16 protein-coding genes are annotated in these 19,935 nt (G+C 46.9%); 10 read left to right on the top strand and 6 right to left on the bottom strand.

Annotated features, from left to right (window positions below; genetic code table 11):
- Positions 1-132: 132 nt before the first annotated feature.
- A complete protein-coding gene (locus tag AAA952_RS12945; RefSeq protein ID WP_338257566.1) occupies positions 133-1,158 on the top strand; it encodes a GGDEF domain-containing protein in 1,026 nt (341 codons plus the stop codon).
- Positions 1,159-1,262: 104 nt separating this feature from the next.
- Here AAA952_RS12945 and AAA952_RS12940 read toward each other — a convergent pair whose 3' ends face one another.
- From AAA952_RS12940 to pdsO, 3 genes are all read right to left on the bottom strand, one after another.
- Complete coding sequence (locus AAA952_RS12940) at positions 1,263-1,970, bottom strand: class GN sortase (RefSeq protein WP_338257564.1); 708 nt, start codon at positions 1,968-1,970, stop codon at positions 1,263-1,265.
- Between the two features lie 10 nt (positions 1,971-1,980).
- Entirely contained in the window at positions 1,981-4,296 is a 2,316-nt protein-coding gene (locus AAA952_RS12935; RefSeq protein WP_338257562.1) for a marine proteobacterial sortase target protein, read from the bottom strand.
- A gap of 87 nt (positions 4,297-4,383) precedes the next feature.
- Positions 4,384-5,214 carry a sortase-associated OmpA-like protein PdsO gene (pdsO, locus tag AAA952_RS12930; RefSeq protein WP_338257560.1) on the bottom strand — a complete coding sequence of 277 codons (831 nt, stop codon included), beginning with the start codon at positions 5,212-5,214 and terminating at the stop codon, positions 4,384-4,386.
- A 258-nt stretch (positions 5,215-5,472) separates the two neighbouring features.
- Between pdsO and pdsR the strand changes: the two genes are divergently transcribed.
- The 3 genes from pdsR (at position 5,473) to AAA952_RS12915 (ending at position 9,847) form a co-directional block, all read left to right on the top strand.
- The gene (pdsR, locus tag AAA952_RS12925; protein WP_006081337.1) at positions 5,473-6,165 is read left to right on the top strand and encodes a proteobacterial dedicated sortase system response regulator; all 693 of its coding nucleotides are present in this window, start codon (positions 5,473-5,475) and stop codon (positions 6,163-6,165) included.
- 93 nt (positions 6,166-6,258) lie between these two features.
- The gene (gene pdsS, locus AAA952_RS12920; RefSeq protein WP_338257557.1) at positions 6,259-8,418 is read left to right on the top strand and encodes a proteobacterial dedicated sortase system histidine kinase; all 2,160 of its coding nucleotides are present in this window, start codon (positions 6,259-6,261) and stop codon (positions 8,416-8,418) included.
- Positions 8,419-8,647: 229 nt separating this feature from the next.
- A complete protein-coding gene (locus tag AAA952_RS12915; RefSeq protein WP_028760270.1) occupies positions 8,648-9,847 on the top strand; it encodes a cystathionine beta-lyase in 1,200 nt (399 codons plus the stop codon).
- 156 nt (positions 9,848-10,003) lie between these two features.
- On the opposite strand, the gene AAA952_RS12910 is transcribed toward AAA952_RS12915, so the two are convergent.
- Entirely contained in the window at positions 10,004-10,492 is a 489-nt protein-coding gene (locus AAA952_RS12910) for a CreA family protein (RefSeq protein ID WP_113941505.1), read from the bottom strand.
- A gap of 45 nt (positions 10,493-10,537) precedes the next feature.
- Positions 10,538-12,004, bottom strand: coding sequence for a molecular chaperone (gene yegD / locus AAA952_RS12905; protein WP_263205698.1), 1,467 nt, complete (start codon positions 12,002-12,004; stop codon positions 10,538-10,540).
- A 375-nt stretch (positions 12,005-12,379) separates the two neighbouring features.
- Here yegD and ppk1 point away from each other — a divergent pair, with 375 nt between their 5' ends.
- From ppk1 to atcC, 6 genes are all read left to right on the top strand, one after another.
- A complete protein-coding gene (ppk1, locus tag AAA952_RS12900) occupies positions 12,380-14,551 on the top strand; it encodes a polyphosphate kinase 1 (protein ID WP_338257553.1) in 2,172 nt (723 codons plus the stop codon).
- 42 nt (positions 14,552-14,593) lie between these two features.
- The gene (gene ppx, locus AAA952_RS12895; RefSeq protein WP_338257551.1) at positions 14,594-16,138 is read left to right on the top strand and encodes an exopolyphosphatase; all 1,545 of its coding nucleotides are present in this window, start codon (positions 14,594-14,596) and stop codon (positions 16,136-16,138) included.
- Positions 16,139-16,540: 402 nt separating this feature from the next.
- Complete coding sequence (atcJ, locus tag AAA952_RS12890; RefSeq protein ID WP_006081330.1) at positions 16,541-16,825, top strand: cold adaptation protein ActJcold adaptation protein ActJ; 285 nt, start codon at positions 16,541-16,543, stop codon at positions 16,823-16,825.
- 22 nt (positions 16,826-16,847) lie between these two features.
- Positions 16,848-17,375, top strand: coding sequence for a cold adaptation protein AtcA (gene atcA / locus AAA952_RS12885; protein WP_115015148.1), 528 nt, complete (start codon positions 16,848-16,850; stop codon positions 17,373-17,375).
- A complete protein-coding gene (gene atcB, locus AAA952_RS12880) occupies positions 17,375-18,133 on the top strand; it encodes a cold adaptation protein AtcB (RefSeq protein ID WP_006086363.1) in 759 nt (252 codons plus the stop codon). Before atcA ends, atcB begins: the two co-directional genes overlap by 1 nt.
- Before the next feature lie 11 nt (positions 18,134-18,144).
- A complete protein-coding gene (atcC, locus tag AAA952_RS12875) occupies positions 18,145-19,041 on the top strand; it encodes a cold adaptation protein AtcC (RefSeq protein ID WP_338257546.1) in 897 nt (298 codons plus the stop codon).
- A 196-nt stretch (positions 19,042-19,237) separates the two neighbouring features.
- On the opposite strand, the gene AAA952_RS12870 is transcribed toward atcC, so the two are convergent.
- Positions 19,238-19,630: a DUF6678 family protein gene (locus AAA952_RS12870; protein WP_263197008.1), complete on the bottom strand. Its 393-nt coding sequence runs from the start codon at positions 19,628-19,630 to the stop codon at positions 19,238-19,240.
- Positions 19,631-19,935: the final 305 nt, after the last annotated feature.

Below are 19,935 nucleotides of genomic sequence, written 5' to 3'. Positions count from 1 at the left end.
TCCAAGAGTAAACGGTAATCATGCCTCCATCTGACCGATATTCTTGTCGTTGGCCTAAATCTGACTGCAACAGAATAAAAAATAGCGAAAATTTTAAAATATCCGTGTATTTTCATTGAGTAAGGTAACAATATGTCGCTAGAGTTATTACAAGCCGCTGCACTGAACCTCAAAAAAGCAGTGCCTCTGATGCTCAAACATAAAATTCCGACCACACCCGTCAACTATGCGCTTTGGTACACTTATGTTGGTGAACAAAATCCCGAGTTAAATCAACAACTCGATACTGTTATTGCCCAATACAACACTTGCCCTCCAGTCAGTAGCGAACTCTTGTATCGCCAATATGTTGCCGACCCAGTTGAACTCGATGTCAGAGAAATGCGCCAAAATCTGGATGCTATGGTGACTGAGCTTTCCCAATCACTCAAAGATACCAATCTAGATGCCAATGACTTCCAGTCACGTATCGAAAGTAATTTTGAAAAGCTCAACCGCATCGAAGACGAGGGCTTTAGTGTTGAGCAAGTACTCGATCTGGTCCGCAGCTTAGTGAAAGAGTCGGACAATATTCGCTCGAGCACAGAGTTCTTTACCGGTCAGTTGCAGAAGGCTCAAACCGAAATAGACGCACTAAAGAAAAAACTTGAACAAACAGAAAAAGACGTTCTCTACGATGCACTGACGGGCTGCTTTAATCGCCGCGCCTTTGACACTGATTTTGCAGGAATGATAGCCCAAGCCCCCTTAGGCACTTGTGTGATCTTGGCCGATATCGACCATTTTAAAGTGTTTAACGACACCTATGGCCACCAGCTCGGCGACCAAGTGTTACGCGCCGTGGCGAAACGGCTACAGGAATCCTGCCGCGATGGCACGAAACTGTATCGTTTTGGTGGTGAAGAATTTGCGATTATTGTCCCTAAAAGTCAGCTACGTATCGCAAGGCAACTGGCCGAAGCTATGCGCCGTGGACTCGAAAAACTCAGTTTAAAAGACAGACGCAAAGACGAGCGCATCAATAATATCAGTGCCTCATTTGGGGTTGCCCAATGGCAAGAAAAACAAACGGGCATGCAATTGATTGAAGCGGCAGACAAATTACTTTATGAAGCCAAACGCTTAGGACGAAATCGTGTGCTGCCTATCAGTAACTGATGGTTATAACTTAGCCTGAAGCCGATAATTCAGCTTCAGGCTAAGATGATTAACAAAAGAGCATTTTTTGAAAGCTAAGTGAATGATTTAAATTAGATTTCAGATTAATGTTTGAAACTGCGAGAAACAGTTCCAATATTCCCTTGCACGCCACTCCCTATTGAAACGGATGCATTCGTACCGTGTGTTTCCATCGACTCATTTTCGACGGGTATCGCCTGCACCACAAACCGCAGTTCAGCACCACCTTGAAGTGAATCGAAGGGATAACACGTAATTAACGTTAAGCGATTATCATCGGATGGCGCCATAAATTGAGTTTCTGTTTCATGTACGACCTGAGTCGCCACCACTTCATAAATAATGTGATTGCCTTTAAGCGTTTGTAACGATAATCGACGCCCCACGGCCATGCCATTGAGTATCGCAAAATGCGTGTCCCTATGGCCGGCAATCACAGTATTGCCTTTTTGCCCCGCTGGCGCACTGGACAACACCAGACTCGGACCAAAGGCCAAATTTCGCCCAGAAGCCCCCGCAAGAACGTATAAACTGTCATTAAGCTCTGCTTCAATATTGTTGTTCGCCGCCACTTGCTCACGATAAATAGACAGCTTTGCCACGGGATAGGTATCCGCCCATGACCAAGGTTTATGGGATTGACCATCAGCCAAGGTTTTAGTCCACGCCTGTTCAATCAAATACTGGGCAAAGTGTGCTTTAGCTTGCATATAGAGTCCCTTTCCTAACAATGTTGCGCCAATTAAAAATAATCCCACCACTAAAAATCGCTGTGTTCTGCTTTTGCTCATCGCGCTTAACTCATCGTTCACTGGTAAGTGCCACCAAGGCCGCCTTCTCTTCCCGTCTTTGTCGAAGAATCGATCCCGTAAGAACCAAGGCGAGTAGCAAGGTCAGTGCACCTAATAACATATCCAAACGGCTTGACGTCGCGGTTTGCGGCAAGGCTCCAAAAGGTTGCCAACCTAAGGGCAAGTGTTGACGAACCACGGCATCACGGCTCATTGCAGTTGAGTCAATTGGGGTTAAGTCCACCGCCACTAAGCTGGTATAGGCGCTGACTAAGTGATAATTCATTGATAAGGCCGTCACTTGCTGTTTGACCTTGTCATCATTCGCGCCATTTTTACTCAACTCCAATGCACCAATCTGTTTACGCGCCCACAGCAAATCTAAACCCGCACCTTGATGGGTCATCAATCCTGCGGAGTTGTCCTGCAGCGAGAGCGACTGTTGCCAGTTTTGATGCCCTTGGCGTCCTGAAATCACTAACTCCTGTGGCTCACGGGCGCTGCGCTTTAAACTCACGAGCACTGGCTCACCGCGGTAAAGATCGGCAATCGGTGATGGCCAGTAATCGGGCACACTGCCATCATCAAAACGCACTTGAATATCGGTTAACACCGGATATTGAATTTTGCTGAGTAAGGCGCTGATCTTCTCATCGACTTCATCCACTTTGCCAATATAAGTAAAAGTGCCACGACCGAGTTCAGCCGCCCTTTGCATAAAGTGAGAATTAGGCGCCGAACCTATGCCGACAGTAAATAGGCGACTCTCACCTATTTGATAACGGATCAAATCAAATAACGCTTGTTCATTGCCCACAGAGCCGTCGGTCATAAAGATCACTTGGCGCAAAGGCTGCGTTGCATCAAGCGATACACTGCCCAAAGATTTTGGCAAGGCAGCGTCCAGTGCTAACGCCATTTCAGTGCCACCATCGGCCTGTAAACGGCTCACAAACTGACGTGCCCGTGACAAATTCGACGATGTCGCCGGTAATGACACTGTTGAGAACTGAGACAAACTGGAGTTAAATTCGATAATGTTAAAACTGTCCTCCGGCTTCAGTCCTTTTAACGCGTATAACAGTGCATTTTTAGCTTGAACGATAGAATCCCCCGCCATAGAGCCCGAAGTATCAATCACTAAAATTAATTCACGGGGCAAACTCGGCTGAGTACTCTTTTCAACCTTAGGAGGCAACACCATGACGAGACTGTAATTATCATCATTTACGCCGCTGGTTTTACTTGTCTCAAGTGTATCCTGAGACAGATTTTCGCCATCGAGCTTATGGGTTTTACCTTGCTGATTAAACACCCAAGCCATTGGGCTAGTGCCCTGCTGTACTCGCCATTGCAGCACAAAATCCCGATTAGCGGGCACACGTTGCGCCAGCGATACATCGACCGCGCCGCTGTTGTCTTGCTTGAGTTTGATGTCATGGTAAGGACTCTCAATGGACGCTTTATCAACCCCCTTTGCGAGTAAAACTTGAATGTCTGCCTTCAGCACAGGATCGCGTCCACTGGCGCCGTCCCGCACTGGTGCCACAATGTCAGCATCAAACACCTGCGAACTTGTCACTCGGCTTGATTGGCGCACCTGTGCCATAGGATCATGTGAATCGCTTACACTTGAATCCGATGTTAATCCCGGAATATAACGGGGCGCGACCACCAGCGGAAAACGTAAACTAAACAAACCATCTTCATATTTAATGGTCTCCTGATAGCTGATTTCTACAATCAGCTCCTCTTGAGGTGCTAGGTTTGCGACTTCGGTCGTGAACATATTAGACCGCTCTTGGCTCACTAAGCTGGCACGTTTACCTTCAGCTTTCGCTTGCTCAAAAATCTGCTTGGCATCGGCCTTAGGATGAATTTGCCCTTCGATCACTCTCTGGCCTATATGTAATCGCAACGAATCCACCGCAGCCTCATTGGGCAGCGGGAACAAATATTGCCCATTCAACACAAATTCAGTGTTGTTGCGAAAAACCTGTTTCACGCTCACGCGATTACTTAAGCCAGAGACTTGCATCGACACTTGTGTATCGAGCGGCAAAGATGGCACCCAAGCACCGCTCGGCTGGCGATAAAGCAACAGCCCCTGCGTGATATCATCGTAATTAATGATGTGTGACTCTGCCGTTCTGTGAGCACTATTTTGCCCGACCAATGCCGAAGCCATATTCTGTGGCACAGATAATGTGCCGGTACTATTCGGCGAAGCCAATGCCACAAAGGGCAAACCCCAACACACGGCGGCACTGATCAGCAATACCGCTACCGCTTCACTCACTTCTTTTACCCTTTTCCCTGTGATCATCACAAAGGCTTCCTCTATTAACAAATATGAACTGATGTTAGTTGTCGTTAATATGAACGACGTAAAATGGACTGCTTAAATTGACCACTAGTCAGCAGCATGCCTGGCCGTCAAGGCCAAATGAGGCTGTAGTGTTAATGTCACGCGGCGGTCGAACACATCCGATTCTCTGTCTTGGTCGGCTTGCAAAGGCGATAAAGCGCCAAAGGCTTGAGTGGTCATACGCTCGGCAGTGACGCCTTGCTTAATCAGGTAGCCACGCACCTCCAGTAGACGCTGTTCAGAAAGGGCTTGGTTGTAACTCTCATCACCACGGCGGTCGGCATAGCCCTTCAGCTCAAGATTGAGTTCTGGTGATAAATTCATCACCTCAGCCACATCATCTAATTGAGGCAAAAAATGCGATTCAACCTCAGAGGAACCGGTACGAAACTGTACGCTAAGCCCCAAGGCAAGTTCACTGAGCAATTGACGTTGCGCGGATAGCAACTCATCAAGCTCTTGCTGCGCCTTGGTATATTCGCTCGCCCGTTTTTCGGCGGCTTGCTGTTTTACACTCCACTCGGATAACTGGGACTCTTGCAAATGGATCTGTCTTTGCTGAACGTGCAGTGTGTCTGTATCGCTGACTGATTTGCCAATTAAGGTGCCAGTGAACGCACCAATAATAGCCCCCACTGGACCACCGACTAACGCCCCCACGAAGGCTCCACCACCGAGGCCAATTAAGGCTTCCGGTTGTTCGTCCTCGCTTGCGTATTCGTCATCCATCGCGATACCGCTAGCATAGGCATCATTTTCTAGGGTGAGGTCTTGTCCTATCACTTGGTTTTGCAGTGAAACCCGCGCCGACACACTGGCTATAGGTGCGCTTAATAAACTCAAAACCAATAGATTAATTAGTGTCTTTTTCATCATCTCATTCCTTTTTGATTATTAGCCGAGCTTGGACTCGTACCTGAAGCAATCCACTCAACACCACATCAGGTCAAACGGGTACAAAACTGAATGGGGCTATTAAACACAAGTGGAATGGCATGAGCAGGGATGGAAAATGGCAATACAACTATCAATTGTGGCAACAAAATGGCAATTGCATTTGTGGCCTTTTTTCTCGGGTAAAATCCTGTATAGTCACGAAAACTTACTCCCCCAAGTCAATAGGAATACGGCTCTATGAAGCGTATCGCCATAGTGGAAGATGAAGCGGCCATTCGCGAGAATTACAAGGACGTGCTGCAACAACACGGTTACAGCGTGCAAACCTACGCCGACAGACCATCGGCCATGCTAGCCTTTAATACCCGTTTACCGGATTTAGCCATTATCGACATCGGCTTAGGTAATGAAATTGACGGCGGCTTTATGCTATGTCAGTCATTGCGCGCCATGTCGAGCACGCTGCCGATCATCTTTTTAACCGCCCGTGACAGTGACTTTGATACTGTGTGTGGCCTGCGTTTAGGCGCCGATGATTACTTGAGTAAAGAAGTGAGTTTCCCCCATTTAACCGCACGCTTAGCCGCATTGTTTCGACGCTCTGAACTTGCGGCCAGCCAAACGGCGCAGGAAAACCTGCTCGAACGTGGCCCACTGACCATTGATGCCAACCGCATGCAAGTCTATTGGAACCAGTTACCAATCGAGCTTACTGTGACCGAATTTTGGATGGTGCATGCGTTAGCCAAACATCCAGGCCATGTACGCAGTCGCCATGAATTAATGCAAGAGGCTAAAATCTTTGTCGATGACAGCACTATCACCTCCCATGTGAAACGCATTCGCAAAAAGTTTATCGCTACCGCGCCAGAGTTTGATTGTATTGATACTGTCTATGGTATGGGTTATCGCTGGGATAGCTTGGCCTGATCTATGGCTTAACCAACCTTTAAGCGCGCGGCGTTGAACCAGATAACCTTGGATGAATGAACTTTTAAACCCATTAATGCTGATCCTTAACTTATGACACGTTTCCCCTTTGGTCTACGCACTAAAGTCATCGGCCTTAGCCTGTTCTTGCTCTGCCTACCTTGGCTGGGGTATCAATATGTGTGGGAAATGGAAAAGTATCTTCGCCACGGCCAAGAACGCACCTTAGAAGGCACCACTCAAGCACTGGCCACCGCGCTGCACGAGCGGCCAAAATTGTTCGATGGGCAAGCGAGTTTTTTAAAGCAAGTGGAAAAAAGCCGCGATCTATACGCCTATCCACTGGCGGGGGCGATTCTACTCGACGGCAAACTCAACGAATGGCAGGAATATCAGCACAGATTTATCCAATACGGTGAGGCGCACCAAATTATGCGTGCCGATCCGAACGCTCCCCTGACCTTAAGCTTTACCCACATGGTCGGACAATACGATGGTTATCTGTATGCTTTTTTTCAAGTCATTGATCCAACAGTGGTACTGCGGGGTAAAAATGCCCTAAGTGTTGATAGAAACGATCATCTCTCGATTGCGACACTCGCGCCCGACAATAAATTCAAACGCTATATCGTTGCCACGACTCAACCCGGCTGGATCAGCGCCTTCGAATTACCCGCTAATCCTAAGCAAACTGTGCCCGTCACACCTGAGGTGCGTATCCAAGGACAATGGGCAACGACAGATGTGGGCTACAATGTCGAGCTGCGTATTCCCTTAGACATGGTCGGCAGCAAACTCGGATTTGCCATTGCCGATGTCAACGACAGCAAATACCGTGATGTCGCTGCAGTTGTCGGCACCTCGGCTTTAGATACGGTCGACAATCTCGGCACTGTGCTGGTACCATCACCGGAAATAGAAAGTATTATCAAAGGCATGAGCCACTATAGCTCACGTATTTGGGTGGTTGATAAACACGGCCGCGTACTGGCAAAATCCGGTGACATTCGCGCTAATGACAGTGTATGGACCCGCACCTTAGAAGATGAAAAGAGCACCGCGCTGTGGGATACCTTCAAGCGTGATTATCTGCATCCGCTGTACTATAAAATTCTCACTAAACCGCCCAAAGACTTTATTGATTCCTTACAAGATTCCACCGAGCTTGACGGCAGTCATATCCAAAAAGCCCTCGCGGGTCAGCAAAGTTCGACTTGGCGGTTAACCCCAGACAACAAAGCCGTGGTACTCGCCGCCGCCAGTCCTATTTGGATTGATAACAATGTGATGGGTGCCGTCGTCGCCGAAGAAACCACCCACGGAATTCGAACCCTACGCAACCGAGCGCTGGAAAAACTCTTTAACGTGATTTTGACCATAATGAGTATGGGCACCTTGGCGCTGTTCTTCTTCGCCTCGAGTATTTCTAACCGCATTCGTAAATTGCGCGATGAAGCCGAAAATGCCATCGACAGCCAAGGCCGTGTGCGTAATCACCTCAAACCGTCGAAAGCTCGGGATGAAATTGGCGATCTGTCCCGTAGCTTTTCTAGCATTGTGGGGCGACTGGGTCAGTACACTCACTATCTAGAAAACATGTCGTCGCGCCTGTCCCATGAGTTACGTACGCCCGTGGCTGTGGTGCGTTCATCCCTTGAGCATTTAAACCTGCAGACCTTAGATAAAGACACGCAAAAATATGTCGACCGCGCCCAAGAAGGTGTCAGCCGCTTAAGCATGATTTTAAATAACATGAGCGAGGCAACACGCTTAGAGCAGAGTTTAACGCAGGCCGATATCACTAAGTTCCCACTCGCTCAAGTGGTCAGCGGTTGTATGCAAGGTTATCAAATGACCTATCCAGAACAAGGCTTTAGTGTGAAAGTGCCCGAGCAACCACTGATGATGCAAGGGGTGCCAGAATATATCGCCCAGTTAATGGACAAACTTATCGCCAACGCCATTGAGTTTTGCCATAAAGACAGTGCTATCGAAGTCACACTCACCCAAGTGGGTAAGCAAGCGACTCTGCTTATCAGCAACTTAGGACCTGAACTGCCCATTGATATGTCGGAGCAGATTTTCGATTCCATGGTGTCGGTGCGGATAAATCAAGCCCAAGATAAACCCCACCTAGGCTTAGGTCTGTATATCGCGCGATTGGTCGCCGAGTTCCACCAAGGACAAATCCTTGCCCGTAATCGCAGCGAACATAATGGTGTGGATATCCTTGTTACCTTACCTTTAAATTAAGAACATGCGGGCTTTAAGTTAAGCGTGTTACAGCTTTTAAGCCCTGCGTCATAATCTCAACAGCTAAAATACAGGAGGCCAATAACATGAGCCAAACTCATCACGCGCCTCCTGTCATTTATGCGGGCAGATGCTAAGATGACCGCCATAACAATCGATAAGAAACGCCAATTATTCTCCCAAATTGTTCAACCTATTCGTTCAACCTAAATGCCAAGGTAATGATCCAATGACAGATAAACATCATCAAGCCACCCAAATCGTCAGCTTAGGTCGAGACAAAAAATGGACCAAAGGCGTGATCAATCCGCCCGTCTTTCGCGCTTCGACTATCGTCTTCGAAACCATGGATGAAATGCGCCACGCCGCGAAAAATAAAACCAATGGCGAGATGTTTTATGGCCGCCGTGGCACCCCAACCCATTTTGCCTTTCAGGCTGCGATTGCAGAACTAGAAGGCGGCGTCGGTACGGCGCTGTATCCTTCTGGCGCTGCGGCGATCAGTGCGGCGCTACTGTCATTTTTAAAAACGGGCGATCACCTGTTAATGGTTGATAGCGTGTATGAGCCAACGCGGGATCTGTGCACCCATATTCTCGGCGGTTTTGGTATCGAAACCACTTACTACGATCCGCTGATTGGCGCAGGCATTCGCGACCTCATTCGCCCTAATACTAAAGTGTTGTTTTTAGAGTCTCCGGGCTCCATCACCATGGAAGTGCAAGATGTACCGACCTTGTGCCGCATCGCCCACGAACATGGGCTGATCACTATGCTGGACAACACTTGGGCCTCGCCCATCAATAGCAAACCCTTTGAAATGGGTGTAGATATCTCAATTCAAGCGGCGACCAAATATATCGTCGGTCACTCGGATGTGATGATAGGCACGGCCACGGCCAACGAAAAATACTGGCCACAATTACGTGAACACAGCTATTTGATGGGACAAACCACATCGCCAGACGATGTGTACCTTGCTGCCCGCGGCCTACGTACCTTAGGCGTGCGTATGGCGCAACATGAAAAAAATGCCCTGCAAGTGGCCAACTGGTTGAAAACCCGGCCAGAAGTCGATCATCTACGTCATCCCGCGTTTGATACATGCCCTGGGCACGAATTCTTTAAACGCGACTTTAGTGCCTCCAACGGCTTGTTCTCCTTTATCTTAAAACAGGGCGATGGCGATGCGGTCACCGCACTGGTTGAAAATATGAGTCACTTTAAGATGGGCTTTTCTTGGGGCGGCTACGAGAGTTTAATCCTCGGCATTTTCGGTATTGAAAAAATCCGCTCAGCAACTCAATGGGATGCGAGCAAACCTTTGATCCGTTTACATATTGGTTTAGAAGATCCCGCTGATTTAATCGCCGATCTCAGTGCTGGGTTTGAACGTTTTAACGCTGTATTGGCGGCCAAAGCTAAGTAACGATATTTAATGTGCTAAGTGCTAGCTGAATATAAAGAAGGGGCGGAATAAATATTCCGCCCCTTCTCTTATCGATACTGACACAAATACGAATGTTTACTGCAATATCATTATGCTTATCGCAAATAAACCGCTAAACCATAAACTCTACAGCGATTAATGCGCTTTCGTTCCAATACTTAATGCAGGATCGACCCAAGCCGCAGAGCCATAAAGCGGCACTGTTGAGAGCGCATGTTTATGGCTGCCATTGGTCTCTTTCGTCGAATAGGACAAATACAACAGAGTCTGATTTTGCGCATCGTAAATTCTACGCACTTTTAATGACTTAAATAAAATACTCAGGGATTCAGTGAAAATCACTTCGCCGTGTTTCCCCATATCTATCTTCGCCAGATCGGCCGCAGTAATTGGCCCAGTTTGACGGCAACTGATCCCCATATCGGACGGATCAGCAAAATCTAAATTGGCTTCGATACGACTGATATGGCAAGTCACCCCAGGTATTTTAGGATCGTTTTTAGCATCAATAATCACATCTTTAGTGGTAAAAAGCCCTAAGCTCACCTTACCCACATCGTCACCACAACCCGCAAGCAATAAACCTACAGAGGCCGCAAACGCACACTTCAACAGAGTTTTCATTCATACATCCTTTTACATTAGTGCTGATATGCTAGCGCTTATATATTAATGCGTAGCGAATAGCTTTTGTGCCCAGCGGGTTAATCCGGCTGTCACAGAGCCAAAGTGATCGCCGACCACGACCGGAATATCGGGATAAATACCAGCGATTTTCGCATAAATCGCAGGGCTTCGTGCCGTACCACCCGTCACGTAAATCACATCGGGTTTACACTCTGCTTCAGCGGATAAATCCTCTGTTGATGAGCGGTTTACCGCGACATTTGTTGCAGCCAAAGTTTTTGCAGCTTGCGTGAGCGCTTGGTGCATCAGGGCTTCCACTTTCGTCAGCGACGGCTCAATGGCATTTTCAAACAAGTCACGACTCACACCCGCGTGCAGCGCCGCTTCGATAAAATCCAGATTAACATCAGTATTATCGGTATCTGACAGCGTAATTTTCGCACGCTCGGCTTGGCGAACCAGTTGATAGCTTAACTGCTGCTGTTGCACCTTTAACAATCGCTTCAGTAACTGTGGCTGCTCGGCTTCTTTAACCAATTCATCAATCAATTTACGGCTACTTAAGGTACTGAATTCTCGCTGGGCGCTAATATCATTCACTGCAACCGCATTCCAAAAGGTTTTACTGGGCATAGGTTTGCCATTGATCATCAAGGAACCTAAACCAAAGTGCGGCATAAAGGCATTCATTGCAAGGGCGATATCGAGATCATTACCGCCGATCCGCTGGCCGCTGTGACCGAGGAAATCTTCACTGCGATCCGCTTTTTGTTTATGGGCGGGTCCCATTTTTACCACAGAGCAGTCCGTTGTACCGCCGCCTACGTCGACGACCAATACCGTTTTGTTGTCGGTCAAGGTCGCTTCATAATCCATCCCCGCCGCTAACGGCTCGAACAGAAAATCAACGTCAATAAAACCCGCACGTTTTGCCGCTAAGGTCAAAATGGCTTCGGCCTGACGGTTACTCTCTTCACCGCCTATGCCTTGAAAGTTCACCGGACGACCAATAATCGCATGGGTGATCATCGCAGTGCTACCCTGTTTCACAAGGTCTTTTTCAACTAACACAGATTCGGCGCGCACTTTAATGTGCTGCATCATCAAGGTAACAATATCTTCAAACAGGGCCACTTGTTCGGGTCTAAGCCCTGTCGCGCCTAAAAAGGATTTTGGCGAACGGACATAGAATCCCTCCTCCGGCATTTCTAAATACGCGCTCACCGCCTGCTCGCCAACAAATACAGCCTGAACATCGGCATCGAGATCTAACTCATGGCGCACCATACGGGCACGACTCAATTGCGCGGCGCGCTTTTTGGCGTAATCGGCTTTTAACTCAATAGGAAGACCACGGTAAACCGCCTCGGCGATCAGTTCCCTGTCCATCGCGTATAAGGTCGAAGGCAAATAAGCTGATTGCTCTGATAACGCCAATAACTGCACACCATCATCCAGCATGATCCCTACGGCGCAGTTAGCACTACCATAATCAAATCCAACAAACATACCTTTTACTCCCGCGATAAAAAAGCCGAGCAAGATAACATAGTTTGCGATAATGCCCAAGGAGTTAACACTGACGGATTTATCCCCAGTAAGCCGCGCTTGCACAGTTTCTCAAGACTTAAATCGCAGTAACGCGAACTGAGTTTGAGCTCAATCCAAGATGATCATCATAAGGTCATATTTCTGTCACACTCGTCATCAAGTTGACATATTTCCCTCGTATCTTTATCCCAGATAAATCCCAGACTGATTTTGGCGTGTACGCAATATTTATCATTGAAACTCCTTCACTTGTCGGCAGTAAATCTGATTGCACAACGGCGGATGAATGCTATTGTATATTGCGCCATGACGCTTGCTTAAAGGAGCTGTGCAGTGTCCCCGAATACCGATAAACTTTCGATTGATAAAGAACTCTCTTGGTTGTCTTTTAATGAGCGGGTATTGCAAGAAGCCTGCGATCACAATGTTCCCTTAGTGGAGCGAGTGCGCTTTTTAGGGATATTTTCCAATAACATGGATGAGTTTTTTAGGGTGCGTGTGGCTGCGGTCAGACGCTCCATTTTGCTGTCATCCCTGCAGGAAGGTCGCAGTAATAGCCGCCATTTAATGGCCAAGATCCAATCGAAAGTGATGGCATTGCAAGAAAGGTTCGATGGCATATACACGGATTTAATGCGCGAACTTGTACGTCGTAATATTTTGTTAATCAATGAGAAACAATTAAGCGAGTTCCACAGCGACTGGCTGAAAAAGCATTTTAGAGATCATTTCAAACGCCATATCGCGCCGCTTATGGTCAATAATAATCGCGATCTGATCAAGCAAATCAATGACGACGCCACCTATTTGTGTGTGTGTTTGTTCACTAAAGCTCGCCGCCAATACGCCTTAGTCGAAGTGCCGACTAAAAATGTACCGCGGTTTATCGAACTCCCAGCCGAAAAGAGTAAAGCGAAAAAATATCTGATTTTATTAGATAATATTATTCGCCACTGCGTAGATGAACTCTTTGGTCCCTTCTTCGAGTACGATGCTATCGAAGTGTATTCGATGAAGTTAACCCGCGATGCCGATTTTGATATCACTGACGAGCTTGAACAAACCCAGCTTGAGAAAATGACCAAGGGATTGAAAAAACGTCTTACCGCCGAGCCTGTACGCTTAGTGTATGACAAAGAAATGCCTGAACACATGTTGGTGATGCTCAAAGAAAACCTGAACATCAGCTCGACCGAATGTTTGATCCCAGGCGGGCGTTACCACAGCTTTAAAGACTTTATCGCCTTCCCCAACCCGAGCCGCGACTACCTCGAAAACGAAAAACTACCGGCGCTCAATAGTGCAGGTTTTGGCCGCAGTGCCAACAGTTTCGATGCGATTCGGATGGGCGATATCATGCTCAATTATCCGTACCATAAGTTTTCCCACTTTACCGAAATGGTGCGCCAAGCGGCCTACGATCCGGCGGTGCGCTTTATTCGAATTAATTTATATCGAGTGGCGAAAAAATCCCATGTAATGCAATCGCTTATCGATGCAGTGAAAAACGGCAAACAAGTCACCGCCGTCATTGAACTCAGGGCCAGATTCGATGAGCAATCCAACATCGAATGGACCCGCATCTTGGCCGAAGCGGGCGTCAAAGTTCACCACGGTATCACCAGCTTAAAAGTACATTCCAAGTTGTGCTTGATTGGCCGCGAAGAACAAGGGGAAATCAAACTCTATTGTCACGTTGGCTCAGGCAACTTTAACGAAGGCACGGCGCGGGTCTACACTGACTTGTCGCTGTTCACCGCCAATCAAGAAATTGCCCGAGAAGTAGAGCAAGTATTTGACTTGATTGAACATCCGTATCGCCGCGATAATTTCCAGCATTTAATCGTGTCGCCCTACGATGCCAGACAAAAACTGAGTCACTTAATTGATAATGAAATCGTTAATGCCCAGAGCCATATGAAGGCGGCGATTACCTTAAAATTAAATAACTTACTCGATGAATCCTTGGTCCAAAAACTCTATGAAGCCTCGGCGGCTGGGGTCAAAATCAAGTTACTTATTCGCGGCATGTGTTCGCTTATCCCGCAAATTCCGGGGATCAGCGACAACATCGAAGTCTATAGTATCGTCGACCGATTCCTCGAACACTCGCGGGTGATGCTGTTCCACGCGGGTGGAGAGAACAAACTCTTTATCTGCTCCGCCGACTGGATGAGCCGCAACATAGATAATCGCGTTGAAGTGAGTGTACCGATTTATGATCTGCGCCTAAAACAGATGATAATGGATATTTTATCCTTACAATTCAATGACAACACTAAAGCACGTGTCATCAACAAGGAACAAAGTAATCCTTATCGGAATCGCGGTAACAAACGAAAAGTGCGTTCTCAAATTGCCATTTATCAATATCTGATTAATTATGAGAAGCGCCAACTGCAAGAATTTAATGCCTTACGTATTTCCACCCATGAGGGTGACGCTGAGCGAGAAGTGAAAACTCAGCCTGACATAACACCAGAGTTACGGGCCAAAGCCAGCTAACCGCTGGCTTTATATCGCTTTGATTGCCTAAGGATAATCCGATTGGTAACCACATATTCGCACACACAGTCACACGTTACGCCCAGCAATGTACTCGCAAACTCTAAATCGCGTCACTTTGTCGCCATCGATATGGGGTCGAACAGTTTTCATCTGGTCATCGCCCGCGAGCAAGATGGCAGTTTGCAGATTTTACATAAAGAAAAACAACAGGTTCAGCTCGCCACTGGACTCAATGCGCAAAATATTCTCGACAATGACGCCATAGAACGTGGGCTCAATTGCCTACGGGATTTTAACCAACGATTTTCCAATCTCGACCAAGCGCAAGTGCGATTAGTCGCCACCCACACTCTGAGAATTGCCAAAAACCGCGATCAGTTTATCGAGGCTGCACTCGCCATCATGCCCTATCCGGTGGAGGTCATTTCGGGCCATGAAGAAGCGCGTTTGATTTATAACGGTATTGCCCAAAGCCAAGTGCTAGGGAAAAGTAATTTAGTCATCGATATCGGTGGCGGTTCTACCGAAGTGGTGATCGGCCAGAAAAATACCCCAACTCAGTTATCTAGCCTGCGCTGCGGTTGTGTGAGTTTCAATGAGCGTTTCTTTATTGATGGGCTCATCACCCCAGCCTCATTTCGCGATGCCCAAAGTGCGGCTGATAAGCAGTTCGCGTCGCTCTCAAAGGAATATTTCGCGGGCGGCTGGGAACTCACCTTGGGTAGTTCAGGTACAGTGAAAGCCATCTGCGAAGCGATTCAAGAAGAGCACGGCGATGAAACCATCACGCTGCCACGACTCAAACAGCTCAAAATCAAGTTGATCAAATGTGCCCATATTAGCCAAATCCAATTTGCCAACGTCGATGATAAACGCATTCCCTTAGTGCCCGCCGGACTTGCCATTTTGATCAGCTTTTTTAGGCGCTTACCGATTCAAAAACTTGAGTTTAGCCCAGGCGCACTGCGTGAAGGCGTACTCTATGAACTGGCAAAGATTGGTCAATATCAGGATATTCGCCACCGCACCGTCGACAGTATTGCCCAGCTTTATCATATCGATATGGCCCACGCCGCTAAGGTACGCGACACTGCCATGGCCTTGTTTGAACAGGTCGCCGACGAATGGCAATTAAGGCCCCATGCGCGCTTGCTCGCCTATAGCGCGACCTTACATGAAATCGGATTACACATTAATTCAAAATCCCTGCACAAACACGGCGGTTACATTATCAGTAACAGTGACTTACCAGGATTTAGCGAAGCATTACAGCTGGATTTAGCGCGGCTTATCACCAATCACAGAAAAAAGCCTAACGAATTAATGCTCGCTGAACTCGATCCCAACCATAAGCTCACGCTCAATCGCCTACTCAGCCTGCTTAGGCTCGCTGTCTTGCTCAATCTTGGCCGTATCGCTAAGACGCTGACCTTAGATCATATTAAAGTGATCCCCGATGGACTCATGCTAGTACTACCAAGCCATAAGCGGAAAATCAGCTTGTTTATGAAAGATTTACAGCGAGAACAAAAACAAATGCTCACCCTTGGAATGAACCTGCGTTTAGTGTCGAGTCTGACTTAGCGGTTACGGCGTTAGCTCAGCCTAACGTGGCCGAGGCGAGTGTGGGTTAGCTCTGTGTGAGTGAGTTTAGCGAGGATTCGGCACTGTTCGGCGCTAAAATATGCCCTTAATCGAGGGCCATTATCTCGCCTAAAAACAAGGTTAAGTTAGCTGTCAATCTGGCTAGGTAACCGGATTTCAACAGCATAGCGGTAGACTTAATCCATGCGCCACAACAGATTAAAGTTTAAAGGATTTTTAACCCTTCACTAAAGCACAAATTCCTGCTCGCGCGTTTGCCGCTGAGTGGGGATTTCTGCTATCATCCACGGCTGACTAATCATAATTCCACGAATTTAAAGATAATCAGAGTCAAACCCTTTTTATCTCGCGATATCAGCCCCATCGCCTGCAGGTACAAGTATGATTAACCACTTTAGTGTGCTTGGTATAAAACCCAGTGCCAAAGAAGACGACATTAAAAAAGCCTATCGACGGCTGTCAAACAAATATCATCCCGACAAGTTGTTAGGCGCCTCGGAAGAGGAAAAGCAGCAAGCCGCCGTACAACTTGAACGCGTTAAAAATGCTTATGATGTGTTGTCCGATCCTAAGCGACGTAACGCGTTTATCAAAGATTTCAATAACGTCATAGTGACCGATCCCGCGAGCGCCATGCGCGAGCTGTGGGATCAATTTTATCCTTGAGCGTTTTCTAGAGTAGTGTCAAATGGTCAAAAAACTGAATATCTCACGCATTAATGAGCTTAAAAATAATGCCTACGACAATATCGAGTCCTACGACGATCCCGATACACCTAAAGCGCTAGAGCAATTTACTAGCCAAATCAAAAAGGTGTTAGAAGCCGATCCTAAGATGCTCGATACTGTGCCTGAGTACCTGCCTGTCGCGCTTTACGGTCGAATTAAATTTCCCGCCGAAGCCAAACTCAAGTGGGCACATTGGATAAACACGGCTACTCAACCCGAGTGGGATGAGTTTAAAGTCACGATTGGCTTTAACAATGCTGATTTACCTTTAGTGTTAGCCGTGCGTGGTTACTCGGAAACCTTACTGATTGAAAGCTGCGCCGTACTGTATTTACTTGAAACTCAAGGTAAAGCAACGCCAGCAGCGAAGCATCACGACGATGAAGATGATGACAACGATTATGTTGGCACCTCAGATAACGACGACGATGATGAAGGCGAAGAGGAAGATGGCTACTACGATCACTACGATGATGAGGACCGCTAATGAACACTAGTCTCATTGAGATTACCGTCGCCGAAATTAAAGAGTTGGCGGACGTAGAGCCAAAACAAGCGAGCAAACGCTTTGAAATCATTGCAAATACCATGAGCGACGAGCAATTAGTCGAAGTTATCGAGCACATGGATATCGTCACGCTGACCCAAATCAACAGTCACCATGATATCTCTTGTCCTTCGATCATGTCTGAACTCATGACCCCGGAACAAATTCGCGACATCGTCTGTCAGCAACCTTTGTACTGGGAAGAAAAAATCAAAAACAATGCCGAAGAACTTATTCAGCATACCTTTGATTTTTTGACCTATTTAATTCGCATCCAAGATAGCGAAGAAAAACAAACTGCGATTTTAGAATGTATCGCCGAAGATCCAGCGGGCCTCTTCTACCTGTCGATTCCTTTCATCGAAATGATGTTAGGCGAAAAGCATGAAGATGAAGACGGCTACACCGATCTCTACGATGACGAAGAAGACACTGAAACCATCGGCTACGACAGCCGCGTCGCCAGTGAAGATGCACACAGCCTCAGCATAGACGACCCACGCAGCCTAATGGCCTTGATCCACGAGCTCGCGCCCGATGTTGAAAAAGCCATTAAGAGTCTGCTGCGAAACGAAAGCTCAGGTTGGGAAATGATCATCAGCAAGTTTGTCAACGAGCTGGTTATTCAAGCCAAAGAGAAAAACCAAGTGACGGATGAATACGCTGAAGTCGATGATATGTTTAGCTTTTTGGATTAAGGAATTATTTGATGCAACTGGTACTGCGTGATGTAGATCAAGGACCCTACCTGAGCAAGGTATTGATCCAAGGCCAAGCAGACGAAACGCTGAGCGGTGAACAGCTGTCACAAATCAAATCCAAAGCCATTTTGATGAGCCTCAAACTGGCCGATAAGTTTTACAACAAGTATAAAATGCACCTGCTCGAACAAGCGGCGCACGATGTCATTGGTGTGGTGAGTCTTGGTTTGATGGAATTGTCAAACCAAAACCCGCAGCAGGCGATACGCCTGTTGATCACCGCCGATGGCATAGTCAAATGCTTCCAAAAAGGCTGGAGCATGCTCAGCACTGTCAGCAAGCATAAACTCATCAACGGCAAGTCACTGTACGGTGATGTCGACAAGTTCTTGCTAGAACAAGTGTCTAGCCCGCCAGATGCGGAAGAATGGTTAGGCTATGAAGCCTATCAAGATGCCCTGCTTGAGCATCAACGCCAACAGTCAATTGCGGCCCTATTGGCACAGTTTTACGCGCAATCGAGCTATGATCCGCTAGATTTTCTCAATCTAGAGAGTGTATTAGCCGAAGCGGTACTGTATCGATTGTTGTTTGATGGCGCCAAAGTCAGACAAGATTTGAAAAAGCGTATCGGCAAAATCACCTTAAAAGAGGAGTGGTTTACCCGTGAGCATATTGAATTGGAAACTCAGAAAGCGTTAGCAGAATTACCCGCAGAACTCGCTGAAACCATCAGTAAAGATCTCGGTAAAAACTTTGTCCCCGCCCTACTGCGTACCCTGCACTTTGCGAAAAGCTACCGCGAACTATTACTCAGCGACGCTTCACCCGAACGCTTAGAAAGATTCGAACACAAGGAAGGTCTCGTCGGCCTTCTCGGCTGGCCACTCTACATAGTACTTTGACCGCTACTTTAATCGGTAATATGATCAATAGGTTAACGAGTGCTTGACTCGCTTAAAATGAGTGCTTTATTGAAAAATAAAGCACTTTTTTACTGTCTTTTGTCTCTATGCCCAATCTCAATAATCAGTATTGAGGTCTCAGTTTTGAGTAGTTTTAGCTTTAAAATAAGTGACTTACAGAGATATAACTCTTCAGTTAGATAAATTCTGGAGATTCATCCCTCCTCAGATAACCCCAAATCCGAAACATGCCATTTTCTATCGAATAAGGAATTGAATATTGGGCTAATTGTGCGCTTACAACATCAGAAAAGTCCGTCACTCGATCCGCCACTAATCGGCCTAGCCATTCTCTTTTGAATGGATTAACTTCTAACCACTCAATGGTTTCTGCTATTTCAAGTAACTCGTGCCACCACACAGCAGTAAAACCTGCATTAGGGTTTTCATCATAAATCAATTTGTATCGCACATAGGGAATAAAGTCTTCAGATCCATTTAATGCCTTTTCAAGCTCGCACCACTTTGTTTTATTCATTACAGACGAAAGCTGATGCTCGTTCACATACTTCAAAACTTCAGAATTCATTTTTTAGTGTCCCAAGCGACTCAGTGAAAAACTAAATGATATAGCTTTAATAGATATATATTGCCAATAAAAACTAATTAATATGACAGATAAAATGATGGGCAATAAATTAGGCCAGCCATTTTAAATCGTGGAGCGCTTATTGGTTTGACCTACTCATATTGGCTTGCCATCGTATTTGCTCGTCGACAGGGTGAATAGAAACCTAGGGATTCTAAGTTTATGAATGAGAGCCATGGACAGCGAACTGGCAGTTAAACAAGAATGTTGTTCAAGTCCATCCTAGAATGCCCGACCGCCCCAGT

The organism is Shewanella sp. M-Br (assembly GCF_036245925.1).
Lineage (GTDB): Bacteria > Pseudomonadota > Gammaproteobacteria > Enterobacterales > Shewanellaceae > Shewanella > Shewanella oncorhynchi.
Note: the sequence above shows the minus strand (reverse complement) of the source record. Positions and strands in the feature narration are given on the sequence as shown.

Bases quoted from the DNA above. Each gene is read 5' to 3' on its own strand.
- AAA952_RS12870 (WP_263197008.1), bottom strand. From the start codon at position 19,630: ATGAATTCTGAAGTTTTGAAGTATGTGAACGAGCATCAGCTTTCGTCT.
- yegD (WP_263205698.1), bottom strand. From the start codon at position 12,004: ATGTTTGTTGGATTTGATTATGGTAGTGCTAACTGCGCCGTAGGGATC.
- pdsS (WP_338257557.1), top strand. From the start codon at position 6,259: ATGACACGTTTCCCCTTTGGTCTACGCACTAAAGTCATCGGCCTTAGC.
- atcB (WP_006086363.1), top strand. From the start codon at position 17,375: ATGAACACTAGTCTCATTGAGATTACCGTCGCCGAAATTAAAGAGTTG.
- AAA952_RS12935 (WP_338257562.1), bottom strand. From the start codon at position 4,296: ATGATCACAGGGAAAAGGGTAAAAGAAGTGAGTGAAGCGGTAGCGGTA.
- atcC (WP_338257546.1), top strand. From the start codon at position 18,145: ATGCAACTGGTACTGCGTGATGTAGATCAAGGACCCTACCTGAGCAAG.
- AAA952_RS12945 (WP_338257566.1), top strand. From the start codon at position 133: ATGTCGCTAGAGTTATTACAAGCCGCTGCACTGAACCTCAAAAAAGCA.
- AAA952_RS12910 (WP_113941505.1), bottom strand. From the start codon at position 10,492: ATGAAAACTCTGTTGAAGTGTGCGTTTGCGGCCTCTGTAGGTTTATTG.
- AAA952_RS12915 (WP_028760270.1), top strand. From the start codon at position 8,648: ATGACAGATAAACATCATCAAGCCACCCAAATCGTCAGCTTAGGTCGA.
- pdsO (WP_338257560.1), bottom strand. From the start codon at position 5,214: ATGATGAAAAAGACACTAATTAATCTATTGGTTTTGAGTTTATTAAGC.
- pdsR (WP_006081337.1), top strand. From the start codon at position 5,473: ATGAAGCGTATCGCCATAGTGGAAGATGAAGCGGCCATTCGCGAGAAT.
- atcJ (WP_006081330.1), top strand. From the start codon at position 16,541: ATGATTAACCACTTTAGTGTGCTTGGTATAAAACCCAGTGCCAAAGAA.
- AAA952_RS12940 (WP_338257564.1), bottom strand. From the start codon at position 1,970: ATGAGCAAAAGCAGAACACAGCGATTTTTAGTGGTGGGATTATTTTTA.
- atcA (WP_115015148.1), top strand. From the start codon at position 16,848: ATGGTCAAAAAACTGAATATCTCACGCATTAATGAGCTTAAAAATAAT.